General features: G+C 72.1%; 13 protein-coding genes. All 13 read right to left on the bottom strand.

The features are described 5' to 3' along the window. Window positions 1-37 precede the first annotated feature (37 nt). Entirely contained in the window at window positions 38-1,789 is a 1,752-nt protein-coding gene (locus ACIREE_RS10035; protein WP_404148932.1) for a S8 family peptidase, read from the bottom strand. Window positions 1,790-2,200: 411 nt separating this feature from the next. After that, window positions 2,201-3,166, bottom strand: a complete 966-nt coding sequence (locus ACIREE_RS10030) for a PAC2 family protein (protein ID WP_404148929.1) — start codon at window positions 3,164-3,166, stop codon at window positions 2,201-2,203. Between the two features lie 163 nt (window positions 3,167-3,329). Further along, the gene (locus tag ACIREE_RS10025; protein WP_404148926.1) at window positions 3,330-4,001 is read right to left on the bottom strand and encodes a FadR/GntR family transcriptional regulator; all 672 of its coding nucleotides are present in this window, start codon (window positions 3,999-4,001) and stop codon (window positions 3,330-3,332) included. A 113-nt stretch (window positions 4,002-4,114) separates the two neighbouring features. Further along, the gene (locus ACIREE_RS10020; RefSeq protein WP_404148923.1) at window positions 4,115-5,116 is read right to left on the bottom strand and encodes a Rieske 2Fe-2S domain-containing protein; all 1,002 of its coding nucleotides are present in this window, start codon (window positions 5,114-5,116) and stop codon (window positions 4,115-4,117) included. A gap of 5 nt (window positions 5,117-5,121) precedes the next feature. Further along, window positions 5,122-5,352: a recombinase-like helix-turn-helix domain-containing protein gene (locus ACIREE_RS10015; RefSeq protein ID WP_404148920.1), complete on the bottom strand. Its 231-nt coding sequence runs from the start codon at window positions 5,350-5,352 to the stop codon at window positions 5,122-5,124. Between the two features lie 31 nt (window positions 5,353-5,383). Beyond that, window positions 5,384-6,328, bottom strand: coding sequence for a PDR/VanB family oxidoreductase (locus tag ACIREE_RS10010; RefSeq protein ID WP_404148918.1), 945 nt, complete (start codon window positions 6,326-6,328; stop codon window positions 5,384-5,386). 12 nt (window positions 6,329-6,340) lie between these two features. Further along, window positions 6,341-7,996: a thiamine pyrophosphate-binding protein gene (locus ACIREE_RS10005; RefSeq protein WP_404148916.1), complete on the bottom strand. Its 1,656-nt coding sequence runs from the start codon at window positions 7,994-7,996 to the stop codon at window positions 6,341-6,343. Window positions 7,997-8,005: 9 nt separating this feature from the next. Next, complete coding sequence (locus ACIREE_RS10000; RefSeq protein WP_404148913.1) at window positions 8,006-8,782, bottom strand: SDR family oxidoreductase; 777 nt, start codon at window positions 8,780-8,782, stop codon at window positions 8,006-8,008. Between the two features lie 62 nt (window positions 8,783-8,844). After that, the gene (locus ACIREE_RS09995) at window positions 8,845-9,585 is read right to left on the bottom strand and encodes an SDR family oxidoreductase (protein ID WP_404148911.1); all 741 of its coding nucleotides are present in this window, start codon (window positions 9,583-9,585) and stop codon (window positions 8,845-8,847) included. Then, window positions 9,578-10,099, bottom strand: a complete 522-nt coding sequence (locus tag ACIREE_RS09990; protein ID WP_404148908.1) for a cupin domain-containing protein — start codon at window positions 10,097-10,099, stop codon at window positions 9,578-9,580. Before ACIREE_RS09990 ends, ACIREE_RS09995 begins: the two co-directional genes overlap by 8 nt. 13 nt (window positions 10,100-10,112) lie before the next feature. Continuing rightward, complete coding sequence (locus ACIREE_RS09985) at window positions 10,113-10,913, bottom strand: alpha/beta fold hydrolase (protein ID WP_404148905.1); 801 nt, start codon at window positions 10,911-10,913, stop codon at window positions 10,113-10,115. Window positions 10,914-10,939: 26 nt separating this feature from the next. After that, window positions 10,940-11,737: an aspartate dehydrogenase domain-containing protein gene (locus ACIREE_RS09980; RefSeq protein ID WP_404148902.1), complete on the bottom strand. Its 798-nt coding sequence runs from the start codon at window positions 11,735-11,737 to the stop codon at window positions 10,940-10,942. After that, window positions 11,734-12,639 (bottom strand): VOC family protein, encoded by a 906-nt coding sequence (locus ACIREE_RS09975; protein WP_404148899.1) that lies wholly within the window; start codon window positions 12,637-12,639, stop codon window positions 11,734-11,736. The genes ACIREE_RS09980 and ACIREE_RS09975 overlap by 4 nt, the downstream gene beginning before the upstream one ends. Window positions 12,640-12,648: the final 9 nt, after the last annotated feature.

The following is a 12,648-nucleotide window of genomic DNA, read 5'->3' as shown; positions in this document are numbered from 1 at the left end:
GCGGGTGCCACCTTCCATCAATGGTTGGCTGCGTTCGTCAGCCCGTGATGACCAGGCCGACGATCTCGTCGTCCGAGAACCAGACACGTACATCGGGCCGTCCCCCCGCGAAGGCGGAGTGCACCGCCTGGCGGATTTCGGGGGACGGGTGGGTCAGATTGCGCCAGGCGCCCGCCACGAACAGCCTCATCCGGGGCGGGAGTTCGGGCGGATACGGGATCAGTTCGTCCCAGTACCGATCCGCCTGGCCCGAGCCGACCGTGGACGGCAGCACGTTGGTGACCGCCGCCTTCAGGTCGGGCCGGTTGCCGATCCGCTGCGACGCGGGCCGGCCGGGGGCGTCCTGCTGCGGTGAGCCGGTCGCCCGGAGCATCTCGCGCGCCCGCTGCGAGGTCATCGGGCGCTGGCCTCCTGCCTTGAGCATGCCTTGCAGGCAGGCCAGCGCGCCGACGACCACCGGGGAGGCGGACGAGGTGCCGGAGAAAGTGTCGGTGTACCAGGCGATCTCTTCGCTGCCGCCCTGCAGATCGCCGGGCCGGTCCCAGGAGCCGCCGGTGGTCGTGACCTCGCGGCCCCACCCCTGGGCGTCCACGCGGGCGCCGTAGTTGGAGAAGGAGAGGCGCGAGCGGTCCGGGCCGTGGTCGCGGCCGTGCGTGCCAGGAGGCGGCGCGCCGGCGCCCACGAGGACCGCGTCGGTCGATTTGTTCGACGGGTTGAACGGGTTGTGCCACCACGCCGGGAACTCGTCCGGGCGCCGCTCGTACACCGCGTCGTCGAGCGACTCGGCGCCGTTGCCCGCGGCGCCGACGACCACGATCCCCTTCGACGTCGCGTACTTGATCGCGGCGTAGTCGTCGGGCCACCATTCCAGGGGGATGTAGCCGCGCTGGTCGTCGCGCTGCGCGAAGTCGAACCGCGGCCCCGGGCGGTGCAGTTCGATCAGGACGATGTCACCGGGGGAGAGGCGCTCCGCGGCCGCGTGGATCGCCGCCGCCGTACCGACACCCTGGAACGACGCCGCCGCCGTCACCGCCTCCGGTGCGATTCCGGTGACTCCGTGCTCGCCGCGATCGCCGCCGATCACGCCGAGCACCGCCGTGCCGTGGTTGCGCCAGGCCACGTCCGCGACCGGCGTGCCGATCACGATGCCGGCCAGCTTCGAAGACAGGTCCTCGTGCCCGAGCTGCCAGGCGCCCTCGACGTCGATGACGGTGACGCCCTCGCCGCTGCCACCGAGCCGCTGCCACGCCCACTGCGCGTCCACGCCCTCGGGCGCGGGGCCCAAGTAGCGCTGGCGGGCGGTGAAATCAGGGGTCGCGGCGGTCTTCTCCTTCATGCGCCGCGCCTCGTCGAACTCCTCCGGCATGGCGGCGGGCACCGCGCCCGGCTTCACGTATGCCGTCACGATCCCGGGCAGCGCCGCGATCCGGGCGCGCAGTTCCTGGGTGCGGTCCGCGCCGCCGCTGACCCGGTAGAACAGCGCCAGGTCGGGGAAGTCCGCCCCGGCCGCCGCCGCCTCGGACACCCCCCGCAGCCGCTCCTCGCTGCCGAACAGCGGTTCCAGGGCGAGCTGTTCGTCACCCAGGAACATGTTCAGGGCCGAGACGTCGGTGCCCGCCGCCGAGCGCACTCCGTCGGCCTGGACACGCAACTGGGCCTCGGGGCGCGCCAGGACGATCAGTTCCTCTTCCGCCCCGCGATAGCTGAAACCGGAACCTTCAGGCCCCGGGCCGGCCGCCCCCGGCCCCGCCCCCGGGCCTCGCGCCGATTCCGCGTGCTGATCGGTCATCGCTCCACAGCTCCCTCGCCATGTCCGGTCGTTCCGGTGTGCCTGTGCCGCGCTCGTCCGGGGCACACCTTGCTACGGCCACGCCCGCCCGTCCACCCCTTGTTGGCCAAAGTGCGTTTGAAAACAAGTTGAATGGGGAACCCCCACCAATCCGCAAGGAATCCGGTGTCACGTCACAAACCGGCCAAACGGAAAGTGGCACATGCCGCCGGGTCCGGCCCGCGGCGGGTTCCGGGCTCATGGGACCGTGACAAATCCGGTCCCATAGGACCCCGTGCGCCCCACGAGTGCAGGGCAGCGCCTCATGAGCGCCTGACAAAAGCGGACGCCCGCGGTACCGGTTTCCCGGTACCGCGGGCGTCCGCCCGCCGCGTGTCCTGCGGCCTATTTGTCTTGATCTTGCCCTACGGGCTATTCGTCGCCCTCGTCGCTCTCCGGACGCGGTGGCTTGGGCGGACGGGGCCGGCCGCTCGGGTTGTCCCTCAGGTACGGCGAACCGTCCCCGCCGTCCGTCGCGTGCCCGCTCGGCGGGGCGCCCGGATCGCGACGCCGCAGGTAGCGCTCGAATTCGCGGGCGATGGCCTCGCCGGACGCCTCGGGCAGCTCCGCGGTGTCCCGCGCCTCTTCGAGACTCTGGACGTACTCGGCGACCTCGCTGTCCTCGGCCGCCAGCTGATCCACGCCCAGCTGCCAGGCGCGCGCGTCCTCGGGCAGCTCGCCCAGCGGGATGCGCAGGTCGATCAGGTCCTCGAGGCGGTTGAGGAGCGCCAGGGTCGCCTTCGGGTTCGGCGGCTGCGAAACGTAGTGCGGGACCGCCGCCCACAGGGAGACCGCCGGGACGCCCGCATGCGTGCACGCCTCCTGGAGGATGCCGACGATGCCCGTCGGGCCCTCGTACTTGGTCTCCTCCAGATCCATGCGCGTAGCGAGATCCGCGTCGGACGTGACGCCGGACACCGGCACCGGGCGCGTGTGCGGGGTGTCACCGAGCAGCGCGCCCAGGATGACGACCAGCTCGACGCCCAGCTCGTGCGCGAAGCCGAGGATCTCGTTGCAGAACGAGCGCCAGCGCATCGACGGCTCGATACCCCGGACCAGGACCAGGTCACGCGGCTTGTCGCCGCCGATGCGGACCACCGAGAGACGGGTCGTCGGCCACGTGACCTTGCGCACACCGTCCTCCAGCCACACCGTGGGCCGGTTGACCTGGAAGTCGTAGTAGTCCTCGGCGTCCAGCGCCGCGAACACCTGGCCCTTCCACTCCTTGTCGAGATGCGCGACCGCGGTGGAGGCGGCGTCGCCGGCATCGTTCCAGCCCTCGAACGCGGCCACCATGACCGGGTCGACCAGCTCGGGAACCCCCTCGAGCTCGATCACCCAGCGCCTCCTTCCGACGTGCCCTCGCGTACCTGCCCACCTTACGGCGTCCGCGCGGACCCTCCGCAGCCCCCCGGAACCCGGCGGCTGCCGGAAACACTGCCCCGAGTCGGAGTGCCCCACTCCACCCGTGCGGCCCCTTTGCCCCAGTGCCGGGGCTCCGTCACAGGGTCGAGCGCAGCCACTGCTCCACGCTCGCGATGTGCACCGTCGCCCAGGACCGCGCCGCCTCCGCGTCGCCGTCGCGCAGTGCGGCCAGAATCGCGCGGTGTTCGTGCAGGGTGCGGCTGACCGCGTCCTCCTGCGTCAGGCCGCGCCAGATGCGGGCCCGGGTGGTCGGTCCGGAGAGACCGTCGAGCAGGGAGCACAGGACCGAGTTGCCGGACGCCTTGACGATGCCGCGGTGGAAGTCGAGGTCGGCGGCGACCAGCTCCTCCACCGAAGGACCGGCGCCCAGGGCGTCCAGCTGCGCCGAGAGCTTGTCGAGCTGCTCCTCGTCGATCAGGGTCGCGGCCATCGCCGTCGCGGCGGGCTCCAGGATGCGGCGCACGGCGAGGAACTCCAGGACCGTGTCGTCGCGGTGGAAGTCGACCACGAAACTCAGCGCCTCGAGCAGCAGTTGAGGGTCGAGGCTGGTGACGTACGTGCCGTCGCCCTGGCGCACGTCGAGAATGCGGATCAGCGACAGGGCGCGGACCGCCTCCCGCAGCGAGTTGCGTGACAGGCCCAGGTCCGCGGCGAGTTCGCTCTCCTTGGGGAGCCGGTCGCCGGGGCGCAGCGCGCCGGAGACGATCATGCCCTTGATCTTCTCGATGGCCTCGTCGGTGACGGCCATGGCAGCCCCCTCTGCTCGTCCGGAGGGCAGATACCTCCGATGTCTCGGACCATTATGTGGCCACGAGCGGCGGGGGCGAGCCGGGCGGGAGACCGGACCCATTGCTCAGGGCCTCATGCGCTCGCCTGTTCCTCGGCGCCCGCGCGGTAGAGCCGGCGCAGCCGGACCACGCCCAGGTCGTGCTGGTAGAGGTTCTCGCGCTGGTCGGCGTCGGTCGGCATGGCCTCCAGCATCACCCGGTCCTGCTCCAGGACCGCCCAGTGGCGCTCCTCGATCAGCGTCTTGTAGAGGAACCGCCAGCTGTCGCGCTGCCAGCCCTGGACCGTGCGGTAGCGCCAGAAGAAGACGGCGCAGCGCTCCGCGTCGACCGGCCGCACCATGCCGACGATGCCGAACGGTCCGCCGGGGCCCGCCGACGGCGGGTACGGGATCGACAGGTCGACCCAGTCCACGCCGGTCCGGCACAGTTCGACCCAGTCGAAGTTGACGCCCCGCTGGTCGGTCTTCTCGAAGAAGTAGCCGCGGTCGGTCTCCCGGATGCGGAACTTGGCGGTGGTGTCGCCGTCGAACATCGTGTGCGAGTCGTGGTGCAGGAAAGCGCCGTGCATCGGGTCGAGCAGATTCTCGACGGCGTAGCGCCACGGCACGTTCCACTCGGCGTAGCACAGGATCGCGTCGGTGTCCGGGTCGGTCAGCGGCTCCGGGAGCGTCAACTCGACCGGCCCCGGCTGCTGTTCGGTGCCGAAGTAGGCGAGGACGGCGCCCGAGACCTCCCGCACCGGGAGTGAGGTGACGAGCTGCTTGCCCTCCAGGTTGCAGCCGGGCAGGCCGGGCACGGCCGAGACGGTGCCGTCCGTCTCGATCTCCACGCCGTGGTACCAGCAGGCCACCCGGTCGCCCAGGTGTTTGCCGAGCGAGAGCGGGGCGCCGCGGTGCGGACAGCGGTCGGCCAGCATGCTCAGGGCGCCGTCGGAGCGGCGGAACAGCAGCCACTGCTCGCCGAGGACGGTGACCTTGCGCATCGCGCCGGGCGCGACGAACGAGGACGGGACGACCGGGTGCCACTGGCCGCGCAGGCCCGTCGCGTACAGGTGATCGGCGGTCAGGGTGGTCATGGCGGTCACGCTCCCAGTCGGTGCATCTCGGCGGTGAAGGACTCCTCGGTCCACGGCGACCCGTCGGGTGCGTGAACCTGGCGGGCGTTCAACCCGCGTACTACGTGGGCGAGTTCGTGGCCCTCCTTGGTGAAGACCTCTTCGAGGGTGGCGGCCAGCTTGTACTCGTAGGGGCTCGGCTCGTGCGTACGGGACTGGTGGATGTCCAGGTAGGGCCAGTCGGTCTCGGTGCTCATACGTGTCTCCGCGGTGGTTTCGGGACGGGGGTCACAGGTCGAGGACGAGGCGGCCCGACGCGCGGCGCGAGACGCAGATCATCATCGAGGTGTTGGCGGCGCGCTCGGCGTCGGAGAGAAGGAAGTCGCGGTGGTCGGGGGCGCCGGCGAGCACCCGCGTCTCGCAGGAGCCGCAGATGCCGTCGCGGCAGGAGCTGGCGACGTCCAGGCCCGCCTGCTCGGCTGCCGCGAGGATCGAGGTGTCCGCGCCGACGGTGAGGGTCAGCCCGGACGTGCGGCATTCGACCTCGAACTCGTCGTCGTCCGCCGCCCGTTCGGTGACGGGCGCCGCGAACCGCTCGACCCGCAGAAGCTCGGCCGGGCACACCGCCTCGACGGCGGAGAGCAGCGGCTCGGGCCCGCAGCAGTAGACGAGCGCGCCCTCGGGCACGTCCGCGAGGGTCGCGGCCAGGTCGATGTGGCCGAGCTCGTCCTGAGGTACGAGCGTCAACGCGTCGCCCAGTGCGGCGAGTTCCTCGGTGAACGCCATGGAGGCGCGACTGCGGCCGCCGTACACCATCCGCCACGGAGTGCCCTGCCGTGCCGCTTCCCGGGCCATCGCGAGGAGCGGGGTGACGCCGATCCCGCCCGCGACGAACACGTACGCGGCGGCGTTCTCCAGGGTGAAGCGGTTGCGGGGCTCGGAGACCGTGATCCGCTGGCCGGGCCGGAGCGATGTGTGCACGTGGCGTGAACCACCGCGCGAGGACGGCTCGTTGAGAACGCCGATACGGTACGTGCCCGTCGCCGCGGGGTCGCCGCACAGGCTGTACTGCCGGACCTGCCCCCCGACGTGCACGTCGACATGGGCACCGGGCGCCCAGGCGGGCAGCGGCTTGCCGTCGGGGTGGGTGAGCTCGACGGACAGGACGCCGTCGGCCTCCCAGGTCATCCGCCGCACGAGCAGGGACAGTTGACGCTCTTCGGTCGTCGTCATGGCGCGGTCTCCCTACGCGGTGGGGATCTTCACGGGCGGAGTGAACGGGTTCTTCATCGGACCGAGCGCCGCCAGGTCCACCTCGACGAGCGTCGGCCCGTCCGAGGCGACCGCTTCCTCGATCACCGGCCGGGCGTGCGCGGCGTCCGCGATGCGCAGGTAGGGCAGGCCGCAGGCGCGGGCGAGGAGCTCGAAGTCGGGGGTGGTCAGGTCGACGCCGGAGCGGCGCTCGCCGTAGCGGTCCTGCATGTTGCGCAGTACGCCGTAACCGCCGTCGTTGAAGACAACGACGGTCAGCCGGGGACGTTCCTGGGCGACCGTGAGCAGTTCGCCCAGGTGCACGGCGAGGCCGCCGTCGCCGGCGATGACCACGGTGGGCCGCCCGGGCGCGGCGAGCGCGGCGCCGATGCCCATGCCGAGGCCCTGGCCGATACCACCGCCGCGCGGGAAGACGTTGGCGTGCGGCTCGTACATCTCCAGGAGCCGGTTGCCCCAGCTGCTGGAGGGGATGGTGACGTCCCGGGCGACGACCGCGTCCCGCGGCAGCGCGGCGCGCAGCGCGTCGCAGATCGCGGCCTGTGGGCCGATGTTCTCGTGCAGCGCGGCGCGGACGTCGGCGCGGACCTGCCCGACCCGGCGCGTCCACTCCGGGTCGGCCGTACGGGCATGGGGGAGCAGGGCGGACAGGATGTCGGCGGCGTCGCCGTGCAGGGGGTGCGAGGCAGGGTAGGCGCGGCCGAGCGCCGCCGCGTCGATGTCGATCTGGATGTGGGCCGAGGGCAGTCCGAGCCCGTAGTCCGCCGTCTCGTTGGACCGGAAGTGGGTGCCGATCGTCAGCAGGACGTCCGCGTCGGCGAGCAGGGCGCGGCCCTGCGGGGTCGTCGCGAAGTTGCCGATGACCTGCGGGTGGTCCTCGGGGACGGCGCCGCGCCCCGAGTTGGAGGTGAGCAGCCCGGCGCCGGTCGCCTCGACGAGCGCGGCGAGTTCGGTACGGGCCCGGACGGCGCCGCCGCCGGCCCAGATCAGCGGACGCCGGGCGGTGGCCAACAGGGCTCCGGCGGCGGCCGGTTCGGTCGGTTCGGGCGCCGGGCGCGTCGGCTCCCGCACCGGGCCGGCGGCATCGTGCTGGACCGCGTACTGGAGGTCGATGGGCCACTCCACGCTCGCCGGGCCGCCCGGTGAGGCGAGGGCCGCGCGGGCCGCCTCCCGCAGCACCCGGCCCGCGTCCTCCGCGGAGCCGACCGTCGCGGCGTACGCGGAGACGGCCTTCAACATGCCGAGCTGGTCCTGTGTCTCGTGGATGAAGCCCCGCCCGCTGCCCAGGAACGCGGACTCGACCTGGCCGGTGACGTGCAGCACGGACGTGCCGGAGGCCAGCGCCTCGACAAGCGACCCGGCCGCGTTGCCCGCGCCGGTCCCGGTCGAGGTGAGCGCGCAGCCGATCGAGCCGCGGGCCCGCCCGTACGCGTCGGCCGCGTTCACCGCGCTCGCCTCGTGCCGTACCGGGACGAAGCGCAGCTCGCGGTCGACGGCCTCGACCAGCGGCAGATTGTGCACGGAGACGATCCCGAAGACCGTGTCGACGCCCAGTTCCTTCAGGACGGCGACGAGGAGGTCGCCCCCATGGGCGTACCGCGGGGTGGCGTGCTGCGGGGTGGCGTGGTGCATGCGAACTCCTCAGAGGATGCCGCGGCCGATGCCGCCGCAGACGTCGATGCCGGTTCCGGTGATGTACGAGGCACGCGGCGAGAGCAGGGAGACGACCGCGTACGCGACCTCATCGGCCCGGCCGAGCCTGCCCAGGGCGACGCCCCGGTCGGCGGCCAGTTCCGCCTGCCAGTCCGCGTAGGAGAGACCGGAGTCCGCGGTGGCATGGCGGCGCGTCCACTGACCGGTGTCGATGAGCCCGAGGCACACGGAGTTGACCCGGATGCCGTCCGGAGCGAGCTCCGTGGCGAGGGATTTGGAGAGGTTGAGGATGCCGGCGCGGGCCGCGCTCGTCGTGATGAGACGGGGCTCGGGCTGCTTGGCGAGGACGGCGTTGACATTGACGACGGACGCCGCGTCGGACGCCCGCAGGTGGCCCCGGGCGGCCTGCAGGGGGTTCAGCACGCCCGCGAACTTCAGCTCGAGTTCGTCGCGCCAGTCGTCCGGGGTCGTCTCGTCGAGGCGCTTCATGCGGGACTGTCCGGCGTTGTTGACGAGCCCGTCGATCCGTCCGCCGAGCGCGTCGGCCGACGCGGTCACGAAGTCCCGTACGGCATCGGCGTCGCGCACGTCGCACACGTCGGTGAAGAGCCGTTCGTGTGCGCCGATCCGCCGCAGCCGCTCGGCGTCACGCCCGCACGTGGCGACCCTCGCGCCCTCGTCGAGCAGGGCGCGGACCGTGGCCAGGCCGACGCCCGAGCTGCCTCCGGTGACCACGTAGGTCCGGTCGGCGAGGCCCAGATCCATAACTCTCGTCTCCAGTACGTCAGTTGACAGTCGATGGCAGTCGATTGGCAGTCAGTCGACTGTCAGTTCATCGTGAAGCCGCCGTTGACGGCGATCACTTGTCCGGTGAGGTAGCGCGACTCCTCGGAGAGGAGGAAGGACGCGAGGCCGACCAGGTCGTCGGGTTGCTGGGCCCGCGGGATCGCCCGGTTCGCCGCGTAGAGTCCGTGCCGCTCGGCGGGCACCGTCTCGGTCGCCTCGCCTTCGGTGAGGCCGGGCGCGAGCGCGTTCACGGTGATGCCGCGCGCACCCAACTCCCGTGCCATGGCCCGGGTGAGGGCGATGACAGCGCCCTTGGAGGCGATGTAGTGGGCAAGGCGAGGGGATCCGTAAAGGGCGGCGTCCGAGGCGATGTTGACGATGCGTCCGGTCGGGCCGAACAGTGGGTGCAGCGCCTTCGCGACGAGCCATGGGCCGCGCGCGTTCACCGCCATCAGGCGGTCCCAGGACTCGATGTCGATGTCCTGGAACTCCTTGCCGCCGACACCGTTGGCGAGCGCGGCGTTGTTGACGAGCCCGTACAACACGCCCAAGTCGCCCACAGTGGAGGCGAGTTCGGCGACCGAGGCCGGGTCGGCGACATCGCACCGCACGAAGTGCGCGTCGAGGCCCTCGGACCGCAGCTCGTCCGCCGCCCGGGAGCCGCGCTCCGCGTCGACCTCGGCGACGACGACCCGGAAGCCGTCCGCGCCGGCCCGGCGGGCCATGGCCAGTCCCAGGCCACGGCCCGCCCCGGTCACGACGACCAGAGGGGCGTCAGTCACGGGTGACGCCGTGCATCGGCGAGTACTCGGGGTAGGACGGGACCTGCGGCTTCTGCGTGCCGATCACGACACAGAACAGGGCGTCGGTGTCGCCCTCGTTCTTCAGCGAGCGGGTCACCCCGGCCGGCACCACGATCATGTCGCGGTAGCCGAGCGTGCGGTACTCCGCCTCCTCCGCGCCGCGGTGGATGCCCACGCGGACCTCGCCCTCCAGGACGAAGAACGCCTCCTCCACGTCGTGGTGGGTGTGGGCCGGGCCCTCGGCGCCGGGCGGCAGCAGCATGTTGGAGAAGGTGAAGCCGCCGGAGGGGAGGATCCGCTTGTCGCCCTCGTGGTTGCCGGTGGCGCCGGAGCCGACGTAGCGGATCTGCCCGCGGCGGTACTGCGGGCCCGCCTTCTCCTGGAAGGAGAGCGTGTCGAAGTCGGCGATCCGCGAGTCCTTCGAGGCGATCAGCGAGTCGGTGTACGTGCCGAGGTCGCCGCCGTTGTCGTACTCGGTGGTGGTCAGAGGCATGATGGCCGTCCTTTCAGGCAGTGACGATGTGCAGGTGGGACAGGACCCAGGCGTTGAACCGCTCGGGTTGCTCCTGGTTGGCCAGGTGACCGGCGTCCTTGACGATCACGAAGGCGGTCTTGTGCAGGGCCCCGGCGAGGACCTGGGAGGCCTCGACGCCGGTGACCGTGTCGCGGTCGCCGCACACGACGAGCGCGGGGGCGGCGACCGCGGACAGTTCGGGGCGCAGATCCGCGCCCGCCATGGCTTCGGCGGCGTACCCGTAGCCGGGCAGCCGGATCGAGTCGGCCATGGTGTCGACGACCCGCTGGACGAGGGCGGCGGGGGCGAGGTCCGAGACGAGGCGCGGCCCGCGCTTCTCGGCGAACGCGCGGGGCCCGAGCGCGGCCAGCTCCTCGGCGCGCGCCCGCATTCCGGCGGCCTTCGCCTCGCCGGTACCGGACCCGGCGCTGGAGTCGGCGAGCACGATCGACTCGACGAGCTCCGGGTGCCGGGTCGCGAGCCGCACCGCGATCACGCCGCCCCAGGACACCCCGAGCACATGTGCCGAGGTCCCGTACGAGCGGATCACGTCGGCCGCCGCGTCCGCGAAGCCGTCCAGGTCCAACGGGGCGTCGGGATCAGGGGACTTGCCGTACCCGGGAGCGTCCCAGGCGACGACGCGGACGTGCTCCGCGAGGGCGTCGAGCTGTGGGGCGAACGCGGCGGACGAGGAGCCGATCCCGTGCAGACACAGCAACAGCGGCCCGTCCGTGCCCGCCTCCTCCACGTGCACGGCGGTCGCACGGGCGGTGTTCGCTTGGCCGGTGGTCACCTGGGCGGCGTTCCTCCGGGCGGCGGTCACAGGATCTGCCCCGACCGTCCGGCCAGCGCCGCCACCGAGCGCAGCACCGCGTACGGCACGATCTGACTGGTCGCCGGGTTGGCGGGGTCCGGCCGGTGCGCCACCTCGAAGCGGTACGCGCCGTGCGGCCCGGACGCCTCGATCACATGCGTGGTCCGCTCGGCCGCCGGATCCGCGACGACCCGGACCCGCACAGCGTCCAGGTCGCCGACGGCGAGGGCGACCGAGGCCGCGACGTTCGTCGACTTCGGAAACTTCACGGGCACGTCCCGCGCGGTCCCCGACATGACCTCCAAGGGCCCGGACGCCGCACGCATCCGGTCCAGCAACTCCGGCTCCATCCAGGGCTGTTCGAGGGTCGACGGCAACTTCGTCGTCGTCAGCCGCACCTCGTCGAGCGGGCCGAAGGAGCGGACGGCCTGGAGCAGATCGAGGCCGCCGACGGCGCCGCTCGTGAAGTAGACCCGGCCGGGCCCGGCGGCGAGCAGCCGCTTGGCCAGCTCGTCGTCGGTGAGGGCCCCGGTCGAGGCCACGAGGAGATCGGTGCCGGAGCTGAGGACGCGCTCGCCCCATTCCCGTACGACACCCTGACCCGCCGCCTCCACGATCAGGTCGCACCGCTCGACGGCGTCCTCGAAGGAGACCTGCGGCGCGGGGGCCGCCTCACCGAGCGGCCGGTTGTCGACGATGCACGTCAACTCGGCTCCCTGGACGTCCTGTTGCGCCAGGGCGGTGCCGACGACGCGCCCGATGGCGCCCCAGCCGACGAGCCCGACCTTGAGTGCGCTGGTCATACGTGAACCCCTTCCGGTTGGCCGGCCATGTGGCAGCGGATCTCCTTCGACGGCGCGCCCGCCGTACCCCAGAGGTCGGACAGCTCGGGGACACGCCGCCACACCTTGGCGATCCACCGGTCCTCGACGATCTGCGCGACCTCGGAGGTGTACTCGCAGACGAGCCCCGTCGGGTCGGTGAAGTAGGAGAAGGTGTTGTTGCCGGGGCCGTGCCGCCCCGGGCCCCACTTCGGGACGATCCCGTGGTGCCGCAGGCGCCCCAGACCTCGCATGAAGTGGTCGACCGAACTCATCTCGTACGCGACGTGGTTGAGGGAGACCCACTCGGCCTGGTTGAACGCGACGCAGTGGTGGTCGGCGTTGCAGCGCAGGAACGCCATCTGGTGCTCGGACCAGTCGGAGACGCGCAGGCCGAGCACATCGCAGTAGAAGGCGACAGCGGCATCGATGTCGGGCGTGTTGAGGACGGTGTGCGTGACGCCGACCGGTACGGCCTCCGCGCGGCCGCGTGGCCGGACCGCCCAGGTCTCGGCGGACAGCTCGACGAGCCGGCCCTCGTGGTCGTGGAACCGGAGGCCGTACCCGCCGCCGACCTGGTCGAGCGGTCCTGGCCCGGCGACCGCCGCGATGCCGCGCGCTTCGAGCCTGCGCGCCGCCTCGTCGATCTCGGCCGGGGTGGCGACCGCGAACACGAGCCGGCCGAGGCCGGTCCGCTCGGAGCGGGTCAGTTGCAGGGCGTGGTGCTCGTCGCCGGTTCCGCGCAGCCAGCTCGTGCTGTGCTCGGACTCGACGACCTCCAGGCCCCACGCGTCCTCGTAGAAGTCGGTGGCCTCGGCGAAGGAGGGCGTGAGCAGTTCGACGGAGCGCAGGGCGCGCAGCCGGGCTATCGGGGGATGGGGCATGCGGAACTC

Origin of the sequence: Streptomyces sp. NPDC102467 (assembly GCF_044765445.1) — a bacterium.
Taxonomy (GTDB): domain Bacteria; phylum Actinomycetota; class Actinomycetes; order Streptomycetales; family Streptomycetaceae; genus Streptomyces.
Note: the sequence above shows the minus strand (reverse complement) of the source record. Positions and strands in the feature narration are given on the sequence as shown.

Coding starts and splice junctions, on each gene's coding strand:
- ACIREE_RS10025 (WP_404148926.1), bottom strand. CDS start 4,001: ATGGCCGTCACCGACGAGGCCATCGAGAAGATCAAGGGCATGATCGTC.
- ACIREE_RS09980 (WP_404148902.1), bottom strand. CDS start 11,737: ATGACCAGCGCACTCAAGGTCGGGCTCGTCGGCTGGGGCGCCATCGGG.
- ACIREE_RS10010 (WP_404148918.1), bottom strand. CDS start 6,328: ATGACGACGACCGAAGAGCGTCAACTGTCCCTGCTCGTGCGGCGGATG.
- ACIREE_RS09990 (WP_404148908.1), bottom strand. CDS start 10,099: ATGCCTCTGACCACCACCGAGTACGACAACGGCGGCGACCTCGGCACG.
- ACIREE_RS10015 (WP_404148920.1), bottom strand. CDS start 5,352: ATGAGCACCGAGACCGACTGGCCCTACCTGGACATCCACCAGTCCCGT.
- ACIREE_RS09975 (WP_404148899.1), bottom strand. CDS start 12,639: ATGCCCCATCCCCCGATAGCCCGGCTGCGCGCCCTGCGCTCCGTCGAA.
- ACIREE_RS10000 (WP_404148913.1), bottom strand. CDS start 8,782: ATGGATCTGGGCCTCGCCGACCGGACCTACGTGGTCACCGGAGGCAGC.
- ACIREE_RS10005 (WP_404148916.1), bottom strand. CDS start 7,996: ATGCACCACGCCACCCCGCAGCACGCCACCCCGCGGTACGCCCATGGG.
- ACIREE_RS10035 (WP_404148932.1), bottom strand. CDS start 1,789: ATGACCGATCAGCACGCGGAATCGGCGCGAGGCCCGGGGGCGGGGCCG.
- ACIREE_RS10020 (WP_404148923.1), bottom strand. CDS start 5,116: ATGACCACCCTGACCGCCGATCACCTGTACGCGACGGGCCTGCGCGGC.